13 protein-coding genes are annotated in these 16,846 nt (G+C 64.4%); 1 reads left to right on the top strand and 12 read right to left on the bottom strand.

The window, feature by feature from the left end; translation table 11 throughout:
- Nucleotides 1-100 precede the first annotated feature (100 nt).
- The 4 genes from ACFI9K_RS05945 to ACFI9K_RS05930 form a co-directional block, all read right to left on the bottom strand.
- The gene (locus ACFI9K_RS05945) at nucleotides 101-1,402 is read right to left on the bottom strand and encodes a fatty acid desaturase family protein (protein WP_462662658.1); all 1,302 of its coding nucleotides are present in this window, start codon (nucleotides 1,400-1,402) and stop codon (nucleotides 101-103) included.
- Nucleotides 1,403-1,511: 109 nt separating this feature from the next.
- Nucleotides 1,512-2,627 carry a ferredoxin reductase gene (locus ACFI9K_RS05940; protein ID WP_462662657.1) on the bottom strand — a complete coding sequence of 372 codons (1,116 nt, stop codon included), beginning with the start codon at nucleotides 2,625-2,627 and terminating at the stop codon, nucleotides 1,512-1,514.
- 119 nt (nucleotides 2,628-2,746) lie between these two features.
- Nucleotides 2,747-3,271, bottom strand: a complete 525-nt coding sequence (locus ACFI9K_RS05935) for a DUF6912 family protein (RefSeq protein WP_462662656.1) — start codon at nucleotides 3,269-3,271, stop codon at nucleotides 2,747-2,749.
- Nucleotides 3,272-3,282: 11 nt separating this feature from the next.
- Complete coding sequence (locus tag ACFI9K_RS05930; RefSeq protein WP_462662655.1) at nucleotides 3,283-4,728, bottom strand: WS/DGAT/MGAT family O-acyltransferase; 1,446 nt, start codon at nucleotides 4,726-4,728, stop codon at nucleotides 3,283-3,285.
- A gap of 381 nt (nucleotides 4,729-5,109) precedes the next feature.
- Here ACFI9K_RS05930 and ACFI9K_RS05925 point away from each other — a divergent pair, with 381 nt between their 5' ends.
- Nucleotides 5,110-5,517, top strand: coding sequence for an Rv3235 family protein (locus ACFI9K_RS05925; protein ID WP_462662654.1), 408 nt, complete (start codon nucleotides 5,110-5,112; stop codon nucleotides 5,515-5,517).
- Between the two features lie 33 nt (nucleotides 5,518-5,550).
- On the opposite strand, the gene secA is transcribed toward ACFI9K_RS05925, so the two are convergent.
- The 8 genes from secA to ahcY form a co-directional block, all read right to left on the bottom strand.
- The gene (gene secA / locus ACFI9K_RS05920) at nucleotides 5,551-8,457 is read right to left on the bottom strand and encodes a preprotein translocase subunit SecA (protein ID WP_462662653.1); all 2,907 of its coding nucleotides are present in this window, start codon (nucleotides 8,455-8,457) and stop codon (nucleotides 5,551-5,553) included.
- Between the two features lie 379 nt (nucleotides 8,458-8,836).
- A complete protein-coding gene (gene hpf / locus ACFI9K_RS05915) occupies nucleotides 8,837-9,505 on the bottom strand; it encodes a ribosome hibernation-promoting factor, HPF/YfiA family (RefSeq protein ID WP_462662652.1) in 669 nt (222 codons plus the stop codon).
- A 200-nt stretch (nucleotides 9,506-9,705) separates the two neighbouring features.
- Nucleotides 9,706-10,389 carry a ComF family protein gene (locus ACFI9K_RS05910; protein ID WP_462662651.1) on the bottom strand — a complete coding sequence of 228 codons (684 nt, stop codon included), beginning with the start codon at nucleotides 10,387-10,389 and terminating at the stop codon, nucleotides 9,706-9,708.
- 45 nt (nucleotides 10,390-10,434) lie between these two features.
- Nucleotides 10,435-12,216, bottom strand: coding sequence for an MtrAB system accessory lipoprotein LpqB (gene lpqB / locus ACFI9K_RS05905; RefSeq protein ID WP_462662650.1), 1,782 nt, complete (start codon nucleotides 12,214-12,216; stop codon nucleotides 10,435-10,437).
- Nucleotides 12,213-13,928, bottom strand: a complete 1,716-nt coding sequence (gene mtrB / locus ACFI9K_RS05900; RefSeq protein ID WP_462662649.1) for an MtrAB system histidine kinase MtrB — start codon at nucleotides 13,926-13,928, stop codon at nucleotides 12,213-12,215. The genes lpqB and mtrB overlap by 4 nt, the downstream gene beginning before the upstream one ends.
- Complete coding sequence (gene mtrA / locus ACFI9K_RS05895) at nucleotides 13,925-14,602, bottom strand: MtrAB system response regulator MtrA (protein ID WP_027496508.1); 678 nt, start codon at nucleotides 14,600-14,602, stop codon at nucleotides 13,925-13,927. The genes mtrB and mtrA overlap by 4 nt, the downstream gene beginning before the upstream one ends.
- A 4-nt stretch (nucleotides 14,603-14,606) precedes the next feature.
- Nucleotides 14,607-15,272, bottom strand: a complete 666-nt coding sequence (locus ACFI9K_RS05890; RefSeq protein WP_462662648.1) for a dTMP kinase — start codon at nucleotides 15,270-15,272, stop codon at nucleotides 14,607-14,609.
- Nucleotides 15,273-15,278: 6 nt separating this feature from the next.
- Entirely contained in the window at nucleotides 15,279-16,763 is a 1,485-nt protein-coding gene (gene ahcY, locus ACFI9K_RS05885) for an adenosylhomocysteinase (protein WP_222092996.1), read from the bottom strand.
- Nucleotides 16,764-16,846 lie beyond the last annotated feature (83 nt).

The raw sequence follows: 16,846 nt of genomic DNA, 5'->3' as shown, positions 1-16,846 counted from the left end.
TGAACACACAGCACGCATTGATGAGCCATGTGCAATTTCTTCGCCTACCGTACCGTAACTTACGGTCGCGTAGGTTGCGGCCATGAATCTGTGTGACTACTCACAAATGACTGCGTGCATCCGATCGCCCGAGGGCCTTCGCTTGACGCTTGGCCTCCTTCTTGGCGTTGCGCAGGGCGACTCGCGCCTCCTGCATGGCCGAACGCAGGCCTCGACGTTGGCCGGTCAGCGGGTCGATCCGGAGAGCGTGTACCGCAGGCGACTCCCCGACTCGCCATCGCCGTTCGGACGAGGTCTCGGGGGCGTTGTCGGAGGTCGCGCGCAACCACTTGTCGGGCAGCGACAGCTTGTGGATGGTCCGCAGTGCCAACAGATACTGCTTACCGAGCGATCCTGTCGTGTACGGCAGGTCGTACTTCTCGCACAGTGCGTGCACCTTCTCGGCGATTTCGGAATACCGATTGCTCGGCAGGTCCGGGAACATGTGGTGCTCGATCTGGTAGCACAGGTTGCCGCTCATGAAGGCCATCACCGGGCCCGCCTCGAAGTTGGCGCTGCCCAGCATCTGGCGCAGGTACCACTCGGGGCGCGTCTCGGTGTCGAACTGCCCGATGGTGAACTTCTCGGCACCGTCGGGAAAGTGACCGCAGAAAATGACGGCGTACGCCCACAGATTACGAATCAGGTTGGCGGTGGCATTGGCCGTCAACGTGGACTTCCATGCCGGACCGGTCAATGCCGGGAACAGAACGAAGTCCTTGCCGACCTGCTTGGCGATCTTGCGCGCGAACGCTCGGTTGGCCGGAGACTTCCAGAACGTCTTTTCGTTCGGGCCGTCCAGCTCCTTCTGCGCATCGAGATCGTGCAGCGCGATGCCCCACTCGAACGTCGTCGCCAGCACGATGTTGGCGATCGGCTGCACGAGGTTGATCGGCTTCCACGGCTCGTCCCGCGTCATGCGCAGAATTCCGAAGCCGATGTCGTCGTCCATGCCGACGATGTTGGTGTACGTGTGGTGCGAGTAGTTGTGCGCTCGTTTCCACTGCTCGGACGGGCCGGTCTGGTCCCATTCCCACGACACGGAATGTATTTCCGGGTCGTTCATCCAGTCCCATTGGCCGTGCATGACGTTGTGGCCGAGTTCCATGTTCTCGATGATCTTCGCGACGCTGAGCATCGCCGTCCCGGCAAGCCATGCCGGCCGATACTTGCTGCCGAGCAGCACTGCGCGCCCACCGAGTTCGAGTAGTCGCTGCAGTCTGATCGTTCGCCGGATGTAGGCGGCATCGCGTTCGCCACGACTGTCCTCGACGTCGCGGCGGATCGCGTCGAGTTCACGCCCGAAGGCTTCCATGTCTTCTTCGCTCAGGTGCGCGAATTCTTTGATATCGGTGATGGCCACCGGGTCCTCCAACAGTTGAGTGCAGTGCCCGAAATATCATGGTTCGTCTGTGGGCAACCTACGTGAGCGTAACCCAACAAACTGAGAAGGCAGTGTGGGAAAAACAGACCTACAGTTCTAATGTGCAGTCGCCTGCAGCAGCGGAAATGCAGGTCTGCACACGATCTCCCTCGCTGTGCTCCTTACCGGAACGAAGGTCGATCACGTGCCCTGCGGTCAACGGGACCACACAGGTCTGGCAGATACCCATCCGGCATCCGAACGGCATCTGAACACCGAGACTCTCACCGGCCTCGAGCAGGCTCGTGGCCCCGTCGGCAGTGACCTTCTTGTCCGATTTGGAGAACGTCACGGTGCCGCCGGCACCGGAGGTGTCGGCGCGGGAGATCTCGAACCTCTCGAGGTGCAACCTGTCGTCGATGCCCTCGCGCTTCCAGGTCTTCTCGATCTCTTCCAGAAGAGCGGCAGGACCACACGCCCAGGTGTCGCGCGTGCGCCAATCGGGGTACAGCTCGTCGAGCGAGGCGAGCGCGAACTTTCCGTCGGATCGCGTCAGCTGGACATGCGAGGTGAAGTTGGGATGAGACTTCTCCAACGCCGAGAGCTCGGCGGCGAACATGACCTCGTCCTCGGTGGGAGCCGAATGGATGTGCACCGTGTCCGGCATGTCCCCGTGTCGATCCAGTGCCCGCAGCATCGAGATGATCGGAGTGATGCCGCTACCGGCCGTCACGAACAGGATCTTGTTCGGCGGCGGGACCGGCAACGCGAAGTTCCCCTTCGGAGCGGCCAGGCGAACGATCGTTCCCTGCGGCACACCGCCGACGAGATGCGAGGACAGGAAGCCCTCGGGCATCGCCTTGACCGTGATGGAAATCAGCTTGTCTTCCCAGTTCGGCGGCGACGTCAACGAGTACGAACGCCAGTGCCATCGGCCGCCGAGATGCAGGCCGATTCCGATGTACTGACCCGGCTGATAGTCGAAGTTGAAGCCCCAACCGGGCCTGATCACCAAGGTCACCGCGGTCGCAGTTTCCTGCTCCACTCGCACGATCCGACCCCGCAGCTCGCGTGCCGACCACAACGGGTTCGCCAGGTGCAGGTAGTCGTCCGGAAGCAAGGGAGTGGTGATGCGGGTGAAGGCACCGCGCACCATGTTGAGCCTGGGGCGCTTGGGTGCCGAGACGCCGGCCGCCGGAGCTTCCAGCCACTTCTTCAGATCCATCGGGTATTCCATCCCCTCGAGCGAGACACTGAGCCGCATCCGGCCATCGAGGTTACGCTACCGTAGGTTCGGGTCGTGGTCACCGTCGTGGCAAGGGTGCGGGGACCATCACAGCGTAATCACAGGAGTTCGAGGAGAAACGACAACTCCTGTGGTGCGTACCACGCCAACGTGTGGTCCTCGGCGTCTCCGAGCACGAATTCCGCGTCGGCGTCGCCCATGTCGGCCGCATCTACGGCCGCCGCAGCCTTCTCGACTGCCGATTCGGCTCCCTCGAGATCGACGTGGACCGACGCCACCTGATCCATCCGAAGGGGCTCCTTCAACCGCACGACGGCATCGTCGAGATCGGGTCGCAAGGTGGGGTCGTCCACATCCGCCGCGATCACCGCCCGCCGATAGACCACGCCCTCGGCGACCGTCCCGGTATCGGCTTCGTCGTCGACGGCCGCCGCGATCAAGCGCAGCGAAGCCCGTGCGGCCTCCCCCATCGCCACCTCGGCCAACTCCTCGTCGTCGCCGGAGGAATAGGCCTCGCGCAGCGTCGGCGTCACCGCGAACGCCGTCCGCGAAATCGGGCTGAATTCACCCTCCGCCGACAACACTTTCAAGAATTCCAGAGTCGCCGGAACGTAGACACGCATTGCAGAAGACCTCACACTCTCGATTCGTTACTCGCGTCGACCAACTCTTCCAGTGCCTCGTGCAGCAATGCCGTCACCACGTCCACGTCGGGCATGGCACCCCGATCGGCATTGAGTCCGAAGAAGACGAAACCGTCGTAGGACGTCAGCCCGATACTCATCGCCTGGTTCTCGAACAACGGCGAGACCGGATACATCTCGAGCATGCGCGCGCCGCCGACGTAGAGGGGAAATTGCGGTCCGGGAGCGTTGGTCACGATCAGATTGAACACCCGCTGAGACAGTCGGCTGCCTGCCCGCGCGCCCATGGCATGCAGACTGGCCGGCGCAAAGCCGGTGATGCGCATCAACGTCTGCGCGGTGACACCACGACTCTGGTTGGCATGTGCATCGGTGGCGTGTGCGATGTGCGAAAGCCGTACCACCGCATTCGATTCCCCGACAGGCAGGTCGACGAGGAACGACGCGATCTCACTGCGATCGTCCTCGTTCGGCTCGACCTGACGATCCCCCACGTCCCCGAAGCCGACACGATCGGCGGACACGTACACCGACATCGGCACCATGGCTCGGACCGTCGAGGAGGCCGTCACGGGTTCGCCGCGCGAGAGCAACCAGTTGCGCAATGCCCCGGTGACGACCGCGAGCACCACGTCGTTGATCGAGCAACCGAAGCGGTTGTGAATTTTGCGGTAGTCCGACAGCTCTGTCTTGGCAACCGCAAATCTGCGGTTCCGAGAAATCGGGGCGTTGAGCGGACTCGACGGAGCGGTCTGGGTCGCGGTGCGGAGCAGGGCCGCAACCTTTCCCGCAGCACGCACCGCGTCACCCGCGACGCCCGCAACGCCGTTCATTGCGCCACGCAAGGCGTCGAGACTCTCCCCCGGCCGCACCACCAACTCGGTGAGCGCGTCGATGACCAGGGCAGCATCCTTGGGCTCGCGCGCGGGCATCCACAGTTCCTCGACCGCGGGCGGCGGATTCTTGCTGGCGTCGAGAATGACCTGCCCGATGTCGAGTGCGTGCTCACCGTCGACGAGTGCGGAGTGGGACTTGGTGAAGATGGCAAAACGATTCTTCGACAGTCCCTCGACCAGATACATCTCCCACAGCGGCCGAGTGCGGTCGAGGGGTCGCGAGGTCAACCGCGCGATCAAATCGTGCAGTTGATCATCCGAGCCCGGCTTCGGAAGTGCCGATCGCCGGATGTGGTAGGTGATGTCGAACTCTGCGTCGTCGACCCATACCGGCCTGGCCAACCCGAAGGCGACTTCGCGAACCTTCTGCCGGTATCGGGGAACCAGCGCCAATCGCTGCTCGACCAACGACAGCAGCCGCTCGTAACTGAAACCGCTGCGCGGGGTTCGGAAGATCGCGAGCGAGCCGAGGTGCATAGGACTGCTACTGGCCTCGAGAAAGTAGAACGACGCATCCTGCGCTGTCAGCCTGGTCGCCATCGCGTGTTCCAGTCTCCGTCCTTGCGTGGAGGTCGCACCCGCTCGAGTGGGTCGGGCGCGCGGTGTGGCTCGAACCTAGAGTACGTGGCCGCTCACCGCCGGTCGCGGGGTCGTTCGAGGACTCGTGTCGCAGGAGCGGACCGGATCGGTCGGGGGAACCGATTCACGCCACCAACCGTCAATGTCGGTGTGAGCGTCATGGAATCGAACGAACCGCCGTCCGGCCCGAGTACTTCCGGGCCGAGCTCGCCGTTACACGCCGAGCATCATTGCTTCCTCTCGCGGGTCGCTCCGTTCGAGCCCCCGCTCTCGTCCACCACCGTCCACCCGAGGGATCGAGCACAGGCCACGGAACCGAGACCGGCTGTGCACCGAACATCGGTGCGCAGCAACCGTTCTCGGCGACGAGCCGAGCCGGCTGCACGCCCGGTCATGGCCGCCGACGCCCGGCCGGTCGTTCCCGCCGACGCGCGGTCGTCGGCCGACCGCGCGATGCGCATCCTCATCGAAGTGATCGACCGCCGCCGAAGTGCCGATCAACTCTCGATGTTGTTCAGCACTCCGATGATCGATCTGGTGCGGACCATCGTCCGCAATCCGCCACCGGGCCGACGGCTCGGTTTCGCCGCCGTGCACCGGGTGCACGTGGTGTACCAGTCCGAACACTCCGCGGAAGTATTCGGCTCGTACACCCGTGGCCCGCGCATGTTCGCTTTCGCGGGCCGGATCGAGCTGGCAGTCGATCCGCGTCGACCCGGCTGGACGGTCACGTCGTTGCGAGTAGGGTGAGCCCGTCTCGCAGCGAAGTGACCTCGACGTGCCCTACTTCTTGCGCTTCGAGCGGGCTGCCTTCTTCGGGGCCTTGCTCTGCGCCCTGGCCGCTTCGCGACGCTCACGGCGTGTGCCATCGGCGGCGGATTCGTTGCCGCCGACCGACGCACCCGATCGGCGCACGTCGGTGCCACCGCCCTCGGCCGGACCGGAGAACGTCAGTCGCCGCTCTTCCTCGTCCTCGAGGCCCTTCGCACGCAGCGCCGACGGCACGGCCGGAGCCGCCGGTGCCGGATCTGCCGGCGCCGCCGGTCGCGAACTCGTCGCTGTCGGAGTCGGGGTCGCAGCCGATGCCGCGGCCGGACGCCCGGACGACACCGGGGACGCGAGGCCGGGAGCGACGGACAGACCGGCCGACGCGGCAGGGCCCGTGGGTGCCGGCGTTGCCTCGACCTGCAGATTGAACAGGAAGCCGACCGACTCCTCTTTGAGTCCGTCGAGCATGCCCTGGAACATGTCGTAGCCCTCGCGCTGGTACTCGACCAGCGGATCACGCTGAGCCATCGCGCGCAGCCCGATGCCCTCCTTGAGGTAATCCATCTCGTAGAGGTGCTCGCGCCACTTACGGTCCAAGACGGACAGCAGCACTCGTCGCTCGAGTTCGCGCATGCCGTTCTCGCCTGCGATGCCGTCGATCTCGGCCTCGCGGGCGGCATAGGCCGAGCGAGCGTCCTCGAGCAGCGCCTCGCGCAGTTCGTCCCGGCTCAGGTCACCCTTCTCGCCGTCTTCGTTCTCGCCCGAGAGATCCTTGTGGTCGATCCCGACCGGGTACAGGGTTTTGAGCGCAGTCCACAGCTGCTCCAGATCCCAGTCCTCGACGTACCCCTCGCTCGTCGCACCGTCGACGTAGGCGGTGATCACGTCGGTGATCATGCCCTCGACCTGGCCCTCCATGTCGGCACCTTCGAGGATGCGCCGACGCTCCTCGTAGATGACGGTGCGCTGCTGGTTCATCACCTCGTCGTACTTGAGGACGTTCTTGCGGATCTCGAAGTTCTGCTGCTCGACCTGCGTCTGAGCACTCTTGATGGCTTTGGACACCATCTTGGCTTCGATCGGGACGTCGTCGGGGAGGTTGAGCCGAGTCATGATCGATTCGAGTGCGCCGCCGTTGAATCGACGCATCAGCTCGTCGCCGAGCGAGAGGTAGAACCGTGACTCACCCGGATCACCCTGACGGCCGGAACGACCGCGAAGCTGGTTGTCGATTCGGCGCGAGTCGTGCCGCTCGGTACCGAGGACGTACAGGCCGCCCGCCTCGCGCACGGTGTCCGCGTCGGCCTTGACCTGAGCCTTGACCTCTTCCAGAGCAGGCTCCCACGCGGCCTCGTACTCCTCGGGGGTCTCCACCGGATCCAAGCCCTGCTTACGCAGCTTCAGGTCGGCGAGGATGTCGGGGTTACCGCCGAGCACGACGTCGGTGCCACGGCCGGCCATGTTGGTTGCCACCGTGACCGCGCCCTGACGACCGGCCTCGGCGATGATCGTCGCCTCCTGCTCGTGGAACTTCGCGTTCAGCACGTTGTGGGCGACGCCGCGCTTGGTGAACTGCTTCGACAGATATTCCGAACGTTCCACGCTCGTGGTGCCGATGAGAACCGGCTGGCCCTTCTCGTGCCGCTCGACGACGTCGTCGACCACGGCATCGAACTTGGCTTCTTCCGTCTTGTAGATCAGGTCGCCGTTGTCGACGCGCACCATCGGGCGGTTCGTCGGGATCGGAATGACGCCCAATCCGTAGATCTGATGCAGCTCAGCGGCCTCGGTCTCGGCCGTACCGGTCATTCCCGAGAGCTTGTCGTACAGGCGGAAGTAGTTCTGCAGGGTGATGGTGGCCAGAGTCTGATTCTCGGCCTTGATCTCCACCTTCTCCTTGGCCTCGATGGCCTGGTGCATGCCTTCGTTGTAGCGGCGTCCCACCAGGATGCGACCGGTGAACTCGTCGACGATGATGACCTCGCCGTCGCGGACGATGTAGTCCTTGTCCTTGGTGTAGAGCTCCTTGGCCTTGATCGCGTTGTTGAGGTAGTTCACCAGTGGCGAATTGGCGGCCTCGTAGAGGTTGTCGATGCCCAGCTGATCTTCGACCAGCTCGACGCCTGCTTCGTGCACACCGATGGTCCGCTTACGAATGTCGACCTCGTAGTGGGTGTCCGGCTTCAACATCGGAGCGATTCGGGCGAATTCTCCGTACCACTTGCTCGACGCGTCGGCCGGGCCCGAGATGATCAGAGGAGTACGAGCTTCGTCGATCAGGATGGAGTCGACCTCGTCGACCACGGCGAAGTTGTGCCCCCGCTGCACCAGGTCGTCGAGCGAGTGCGTCATGTTGTCGCGCAGGTAGTCGAACCCGAACTCGTTGTTGGTGCCGTAGGTGATGTCGGCGGCATACGCTGCGCGGCGTTCCACCGGCGTCATCCCGGACAGGATCACATCGACCGACAGACCGAGGAAGCGGTGCACGCGCCCCATCCACTCCGAGTCACGCTTGGCGAGGTAATCGTTGACCGTCACCACGTGAACGCCGTCTCCCGAGATGGCGTTGAGGTACGCGGGCAGAACACAGGTCAGTGTCTTGCCCTCACCGGTCTTCATCTCGGCGATGTTGCCGAAGTGCAGAGCGGCACCGCCCATGACCTGAACATCGAAGTGTTTCTGCGAGAGAACTCGCCACGAAGCCTCACGCGCAACCGAGAAGGCCTCGGGCAACAGCTGGTCCAGGCTCTCCCCTGCGGAGTACCTCTCCCTGAACTCCGCGGTCTTGCCGCGCAGTTCGTCGTCGGAAAGGCTCTCGACGTCGGGAGACAGGGTCGAGACGTGGTCAGCGATGTTCTTGAGGCGCTTGACCATGCGACCTTCACCAACACGGAGCAGCTTGGAAAACGACAGCGACGGCACGGGCTTTCTCGTCCTCGATCCTCGGTTCACGGGTACTGACACGAACAACTGCATCACGAACAACAGCATCACGAACAACAGTGCAGTGCTGACTACACAGCATCACTGTACGAGCGTGCGGGTTCATCACCACGGCATCTGCGCGGCGGGTGACCCGAACGCGTCCATGGTAAGCGGTGCCGCTGCGGACGCGGCATACCGAGTGTCGGTCGCGAGGGATCTCGGGTGCGCCATCCGGACAACACCGACACCGCAATCGACACGGCACCGACACAGCACTGCAGGCTCGACGTGGGGATCGAGTCCTCCGACATCGAGCCTGCAGCGATGACGTGATTTCACGGACGGCGAACGAATTCTGTCGCCGCGAACGGGCGGGTCAGGTGAGTCTGATCAAGCCGTAATCGAAGGCGTGCCGTCGATATACCACCGACGGTCGGTCGGTGGCACTGTCGTGGAACAGGAAGAAGTCGTGGCCGACGAGCTCCATCTCGTACAGTGCGTCGTCGACACTCATGGGAGCGGCCGAGTGCACCTTGGTGCGCACGATGTGCCCCGGTCCGCTCTGATCGTCCTCGAAGGAATCGAGCTTGGTATCGGGGTCGAGTGCCAGAGTCTCGTCTTCGGCGAGCTCGGCAGTGGCCTCGGCGACGGAGACGGGTCTCTTCTCTCCGTAGTGAACCTTGCGCCGGTCCTTCGTGCGCCTGAGTCTGCTCTCCAGTTTGGACGTCACCGCCTCGAGTGCGGCATAGAAACTGTCTGCGCACGCTTCGGCACGAACCACCGGGCCTTTGCCCTTCGCGGTGATCTCCACGCGTTGACATGCTTTGGCCTGACGGCGATTTCGTTCGTGCTGCAGTTCGACATCGAACAAGTAGATGGAGGGGTCGAAGCGCTCCAGGCGAGCCAGTTTTTCGGAGACGTATATCCGGAAATGGTCCGGTATCTCGACGTTGCGGCCCTTGACCACAACGTCCGCATTGCTCTTGGCGGGTTCTTCCGAAGGCTTCTCGTCGAAGAAAACCGAGGCTTGTGAAGGGGTCGTCACGCGTACCTCCCGATATCGGCCGCGCCCACTGTTGGACGTGGCAAGTGTGCATGCCGAATGGGGAACCTTCCGGCATCAGAGTCCGGGGCATCACCTCGCATCTTGTCCAGTGGGTGCGTGTCCGCGACGTTAGTCGGTCATCGACTCGTGTGCCACCGTTCACCCCGAATTGGTTGTGGGCGTGTCTCCGTCGATGATGCTCAGGCACTCGCCACGACGAGTGCACCGGCAATGGGTACTCCGAAATCGCCTAGCACTCTTGCCGACTCGGCCAGCGTGGCACCGGTGGTCACGACGTCGTCGATCAGCAGAACCGTGAAAGCCGCAGCTTGGGATGCACCTGCGTGAAGTCGTGAACGACGGACCCCGACAGCTTCGATCCGTCCCGCCACGTTGTGCTGACGTTGTCCGGCCGACAACCCGACCGAATCTCTGGCCCCACCGGACATTCGCAGCAACTCGGGCACGAGCACTCGCTCCGGCGCCAATTCTTCGGCCGCGATCCGAGCGCATCGCAGGACGGGATCACCCCCGCGTGCCCGGGCCGCGCGGGCGCGAGAAGGGGCGCAGACCAGAATCAGCGACCCGAGCTCCGGGGGATCGATCTCACCGGCCTCACGTAGATGTCCGACGGCCGCCGCCAACGCATGTCCCAATGGCCGGGCCACCGACCGGCGACCCCGTTCCTTCACGGCGATGACTGCACCGCGACGCGGTCCGCTGTACGTGCCGAGAGCCCAACACGGCATACCGGGATCCACCCGGGGACGAACGAGAACGGGCGGTACCGACAGCGCCTCTCGACACACTCGGCACCAGTCCTCCCCCGGCATCCCACAACCAGCACATTCGAGCGGGAGAACCAGATCGAGGAGTGTTCGCATGAGCGCGGAGTCTGCCCGCAACCACCGACACGAGAGGTGCCTGCGTCAGCCGGGCAGTATCGGCGTCGCCTTCACACCGGCCAGACCGGTGACCTCGCGCCAGTAACGATCGCCGACGGGATCGGCGTTGTTGAGCGCGAACACTGCACGCGCGTCGGCTACGTACTCCGTTTCCGGCGACGCATCGACCGCCAGGACCGGCGTCGTCAGGTTGCGCGAGGGAAGGGCGTCCATCCTCGATCCGTCGACCGTCACCTGCACCACCGGGGTGTCCGTGGCGACCCTCGCGATGACGATGGTGTCTCCGGTGGACCAGTCCAAGCTGGTGGCGTCACTGCCGAGTCCGATGGCCACCGCGCGAGGCGAGGTCAGCGAGTACACGCCCGAGGGATCACGCACCACCGTCGCCACGTACACGACGCCATCGACGATGAGCGCTGCCCGGACGCCGTCGCGCGCCAATCGCAGTTCGGTGATTCGGGTTCCCAGGGTGGTGACGGCGGCGGCGTCGACGGGTATCACGGACACCTGACCGGTGGAGGGGTCACGAGCGGCTCGAATGACGTTGGTCCCATCGATCACTGCCCAAGCCGCATTGTCGTCCGAGCCCCAGGTGGGCCGCGTGATCGACTGCCCCTCGGCAACCGGGAACGCGCCTCCGTCGTAGCTGCCCACCATGAGGGTGCTCGACGGGGCGGGTGCCGGCCGTCCGGTGTCCGCGACTCCCGCCACGAGGGTGCCGTCGTTGGACAACGCCACCGAGCGCAGGTTGCGAGCCTGTCCGAAATATCCGGGGGCGGGGGTGGTCTCCGCCTCGTCGACGCGTAGTAATCCTCCCGATGCCAGCGCGTGCAGACCGATGCTGTCGTCGGTGCCACCGAGTGGATCGAAGGAGTCGACGCCCGCAGTCGTCCACCCGTCGGGTTTGGTCGTATCGATGGGTTGACCGTCGGCCAGCAGCACGTACGGGCCGGCGACCTCGGCCGAAGCGAGCGTCCAGATCACTTGGGCGGCAAGGAGTTCGCGGTCGCGGTCTCCCTTGTTCTGGAGGCCGCCGAAGTCGATCTTGATGCCGCCGAGCCCCACCCCCACCTGAGAGGTCTGACCGTCGGCCTTGGTGATGGGGCCGCGAATGCTCACGTCGTCGGACAGTTCGTTGCTCACCGCTGCGGACAGCGCCGACTTGGGGCCGTCGATGAGCAGCTGCACCAGTTGATTGGCCAGCTGGTCCTGCGAACCGCTCGTCCAGCGCACATCGGGCACGAGCACGCCGCCCAGAGGATCCACGAAGTAGAGCGATCGCTGCTGATAGGTGTTGAGAAATGCGGATCGATCGATGACGACACCGGGCGGGAGCTTCGAGATGCGCCATTGGCCGTCCACCCGCGTCATCTCGATCGCGACGTCGAAGGTGTCCGAACCCGCCTGATACTCCCCGCCCGAGGCCAGCATCCCGGACGTCGTCGACCGGATAGTGAACTGCGCGGAGTCGGCGGTACGTGGTCCGGACAGCGTGTCGATCCGGTCCGCGACGACGGTGCGCGCTCCGTCGTCCCAGGTGCCCGACGCCTCCTCGGTGAGGAACTGCCGAGCGGCCTGATGCCTGTTGGCCGATACTGCGCTGGCCTCGAAGAAGTCGTCCAACAAGCGATCCGGTTCGCGTCCGGGCTCGGGGGCCGGGGCACTCGTGGGTACGGCACCGGCGGTCAGGGTTCCGATGGCTTGGGGGCTTGAGGATTCGGGCAGGCTGGCGCAGCCGCCGACGAGCGCCGTCACGAGTGCGCAGATCGCCAGTACCCGACTACCCCGACGAGCCGATCGGATCACGTGACGGACTCCGGTGCCGACGTCGTCTGTGCGGACGACTTCTGCGCGGACGTCTTCTGTGCGGTGATGGCCGGAATGGGCTGTCCCTGTGCGTATTTCTTGGTGCTGGGCTTGAGTGGCAGCGGGGATCCGATCACCTTGTGCCCGCGCACGAGTGGCAGCGTGAGCCGGAAGCACGCGCCCTCCCCCACAGCACCCCACGCCTCGAGCTTACCGTCGTGCAGTCGGGCGTCCTCGACGCTGATCGCCAGCCCCAGTCCGGTGCCGCCGGAACGCCTGACGCGAGAGGGATCCGAGCGCCAGAACCGGTTGAACACCAACTTCTCCTCGCCGGGGCGCAGGCCGATTCCTTGGTCGCGCACCACGAACGCGGCCGCATCGGCATCCGAGCGCAGTCGCAGCAGAACCGGCTTGCCTTCGCCGTGATCGAGTGCGTTGGCGAGCAGGTTGCGCAGTATCCGCTCCACTCTCCTCGGGTCCACCTCGGCGATCACCGCTGTATCGGGCATGTCCACGATCACCTCGGTGCCGGTTTCACGCGCCAGGTGCCGAACGGTGGACACGGCCGCGCGGGCGCACATCCGAAGGTCGAGTTGTTCGGCGGCCAGTTCGGCCACACCCGCGTCGTGGCGACTGATCTCGAGCAGATCACCGAGCAGTGTCTCGAAGCGATCCAGCTCGTTGACCAGTAGCTCCGACGACCTCTTGAGTGCCGGCTCGAGGTCGTCGCTGGCGTCGTGGATGAGATCCGCGGCCATGCGCACGGTAGTGAGTGGGGTTCGAAGCTCATGGCTCACATCGGAGGTGAACCGGCGCTGCAGGTTACCGAATTCCTCGAGTTGCGTGATCTGCTTCGAGAGACTTTCGGCCATCTCGTTGAACGACATCGCGAGTCTGGCCATGTCATCTTCACCACGAACCGGCATCCGCTCCTTGAGCCTGCCGTCGGCGAAGCGCACCGCGATCCTCGACGCGGATCGGATGGGAAGAACCACCTGGCGCGCGACGAGCATCGCGATCGCGGCAAGGAGTACCAGTAGCACCACGGCACCGATGAACAGCGTGCCGCGTACCAGAGAGAGCGTCCGGTCTTCGCTGGCGAGCGGGAAGATGAGATACAGCTGTAGCGCCGAGATGTCGGATCCGGTGGGTGATCCCATGATGAGCGCCGATCCGGAATACCCGCCGTCGCTGTCGGTCACGGTGGCGTACTGCGAGCTGATCAGGCCCTTCTTCACGAAATCGCGCAGGCTGGCCGGAATCTGGTCGACCGGGCCGACCGACGCTTCTGCGCGGGTCGCGTCACCTTCGACGATCAGAACGGGATCGAACGACCCCGCCGACCCGGTGGTCGATGCCGCGTCCAGGTCCTGGTTGGTCAGTGCTGCCCGTGCGCGTTCGAGACGCGTCGCGAGCCCGCTCGAGTCGTCGGCCCCGGCGAGGTTGCCCTCGACGGTGGTTCGCGACCTGTCGAGCTCCTCGGTGGCCGCCGACAACTTGGCCTCGAGCAGCCGATCGGTGATCTGAGAAGTCAGGACCACACCGAGGATGAGGATGACGACCAGGGACAGCGTCAACGTCGACACGACAACGCGGAGCTGCAGCGACCGTCGCCAGGCGTGGCCCAGCAACGTACTCAGCGAGCGAAACCAGCGCAGCAGAGGGGAAAATTTGCCGTTGATTCGCCGCCGAGAATGGGAGAAACCGATCACGGCGGTCCGGCCTTGTAGCCGACACCCCTCACGGTCAACACCACCTCAGGGTTCTCCGGATCCTTCTCGACCTTGGCACGGAGACGCTGCACGTGCACGTTGACCAGCCGGGTATCCGCGGCGTGGCGGTAGCCCCAGACCTGTTCGAGCAGCACCTCACGGGTGAACACCTGACGGGGCTTGCGCGCCAACGCCACCAACAGATCGAATTCGAGAGGTGTCAGCGACACCAGTTCGTCGCCGCGGCTGACCTTGTGCGCGGGCACGTCGATGACGATGTCCGCGATGGAGAGCAGCTCGGCCGGTTCGTCCTCGGTCCTGCGCAGACGCGCTCGTACGCGGGCGACGAGTTCCTTGGGCTTGAACGGCTTCATGATGTAGTCGTCCGCACCGGATTCGAGGCCGAGCACGACGTCGACGGTGTCGGTCTTGGCTGTCAGCATCACGATCGGGACGCCCGAATCCGCTCGCAGTACGCGGCAGACGTCGATGCCGTTCATCCCCGGGAGCATCAGATCCAGCAACACCAGATCCGGTCGGTTCTCGCGTACGGCCGCCAACGCTTGGGTGCCGTCACCGACCACGAAGGGCTCGAATCCCTCACCGCGCAGCACGATGGTGAGCATCTCCGCGAGAGCCGAATCGTCGTCCACAACCAGAATCCGAGGCTTCATGGTCCTATGGTGTCACTTTCGGCTCGCCTGATGGCTGATTGGACAACTCGGCGGCGAGTCGATCGGGATCTACGTCGGCGGTGACGACCTGCCACGGCGACACCCAGTTCCTCTCCGCGAGAGCGCCGTACACGGCCGAGGTCCTGCTCTGCAGAGAGCCGTCGCGTTCGTAGGCATCACGAGTTCGGGCGACGTCCGTACTTTCGCGGGCCGCAGCCCGCTGCGCGGCGAGCGCGACAGGCACGTCGAGCAGAATCTGCACGTCCGGAACCGGCACGTCGAAGCGGTCGAATTCGAGCGCCCTGACCCACTCGGCAGCCTCACCGCCCGCGGCCTGTTCCAACCGAGCAGCGGTGTAGGCCGCATTGGAGGCGACGTAACGGTCCAGGAGCACTACGTCGTTGAGAGACAACAACTCTCGAATTTCGGTTGCCGCGTCCCTGCGATCGAGCGCGAACAACAGTGCCATCGCGTGCACACTGCCTGCGGTGTCGCCGTGTTCGCCGTGCAGCGCTTCCGCCGCCAGATCGGCATGCACCGATCGGCCGTACCTCGGAAACCCGATGCGCGCGACGTCGAGACCGCCGCGTTCCCACGCCGAAACGAGCCGACGGGCGAGCGTGTTCTTGCCCGCACCGTCGACTCCTTCGATAACGAAGAGCACACCCACTACAGGTCAGTAGCGGTAGTGCTCGGGCTTGTACGGGCCCTCGACGTCGACGCCGATGTACTCGGCCTGCTCCTTGGTGAGCTTGGTGATCGAGCCGCCGAGTGCTTCGACGTGAATGCGCGCGACCTTCTCGTCCAGGTGCTTGGGCAGGCGGTAGACCTCGTTGTCGTACTCGTCCGGCTTGGTCCACAGCTCGATCTGAGCGATGACCTGATTGGAGAAGCTGTTGCTCATGACGAAGGACGGGTGACCGGTGGCGTTGCCGAGGTTCAGCAAACGGCCCTCGGACAGCACGATGATCGAGTGGCCGTCCTTGAACTGGTACTCGTCGACCTGCGGCTTGATGTTGATGCGCGTGACGTCCGGGGCCTTCTCCAGCCCGGCCATGTCGATCTCGTTGTCGAAGTGGCCGATGTTGCCCAGAATCGCCTGGTGCTTCATCTTGCGCATGTGCTCGAACGTGATGATCGACAGGTTGCCCGTCGAGGTGATCACGATGTCTGCCTGCTCGATGAATTCTTCGACCGTGCGCACGTCGAAACCGTCCATGAGCGCCTGCAACGCGTTGATCGGGTCGGCCTCGGTGACGGTCACGCGGGCGCCCTGGCCCTTGAGTGCCTCGGCGCAGCCCTTGCCCACATCGCCGTAGCCACACACCAGCACGGCCTTGCCGCCGATGAGGACGTCGGTGCCGCGGTTGATGCCGTCGATCAACGAGTGGCGGGTGCCGTACTTGTTGTCGAACTTGCTTTTGGTGACCGAGTCGTTGACGTTGATGGCAGGGAACGTGAGCTCTCCCGCGGCGGCGAACTGGTACAGCCGCAACACACCGGTGGTGGTCTCCTCGGTGACGCCCTGGACGGACGCTGCAACCTCGGTCCACTTGGTCGTCGACGCCTCGAGCGAACGGCGCAGAAGGCCGAGAAACACCTTGTACTCGTCGGAATCGTGGTCGTCGTCGGTCGGCGGAACTACGCCGGCCTTCTCGAACTGAGCGCCGCGAAGCACCAGCATCGTGGCGTCACCGCCGTCGTCGAGGATCATGTTGGCAGGCTGCTCGGGCCACGTGAGCATCTGCTCGGCCGCCCACCAGTACTCCTCGAGGCTCTCGCCCTTCCAGGCGAACACCGGAACACCCTTGGGCTCTTCGACGGTTCCGTACGGTCCGACGACCACGGCAGCAGCCGCGTGATCCTGGGTGGAGAAGATGTTGCACGACGCCCAACGAACCTCCGCACCGAGGGCCACCAGGGTCTCGATCAATACGGCGGTCTGCACGGTCATGTGTAGCGATCCCGACACGCGCGCTCCCTTGAGCGGCTGAACGTCTGCGTATTCGCGACGCAGCGCGATCAGACCGGGCATCTCGTGCTCGGCCAGCCTGATCTCTTTGCGGCCGAATTCTGCGAGCGACAGGTCTGCGACCTTGAAGTCGATTCCACCGCGGTGCTCCACGGTGAGTGCCGATCCTGATGTAACTGAGGTCGTCATCTTGCCTCTCCTGTTGACTGAGTATCCGTCCACCAGGCTATCGGGTCCGCGCGGCGGAAGTATCGACTGCCCAGTGCGACAAG

It is taken from the genome of Rhodococcus sp. PSi06, assembly GCF_054960675.1.
This window is presented reverse-complemented; position numbering and strand designations above follow the sequence as displayed.

Coding starts and splice junctions, on each gene's coding strand:
- ahcY (WP_222092996.1), bottom strand. CDS start 16,763: ATGACGACCTCAGTTACATCAGGATCGGCACTCACCGTGGAGCACCGC.
- ACFI9K_RS05940 (WP_462662657.1), bottom strand. CDS start 2,627: ATGGATCTGAAGAAGTGGCTGGAAGCTCCGGCGGCCGGCGTCTCGGCA.
- mtrA (WP_027496508.1), bottom strand. CDS start 14,602: ATGAAGCCTCGGATTCTGGTTGTGGACGACGATTCGGCTCTCGCGGAG.
- ACFI9K_RS05930 (WP_462662655.1), bottom strand. CDS start 4,728: ATGGCGACCAGGCTGACAGCGCAGGATGCGTCGTTCTACTTTCTCGAG.
- ACFI9K_RS05910 (WP_462662651.1), bottom strand. CDS start 10,389: ATGCGAACACTCCTCGATCTGGTTCTCCCGCTCGAATGTGCTGGTTGT.
- ACFI9K_RS05935 (WP_462662656.1), bottom strand. CDS start 3,271: ATGCGTGTCTACGTTCCGGCGACTCTGGAATTCTTGAAAGTGTTGTCG.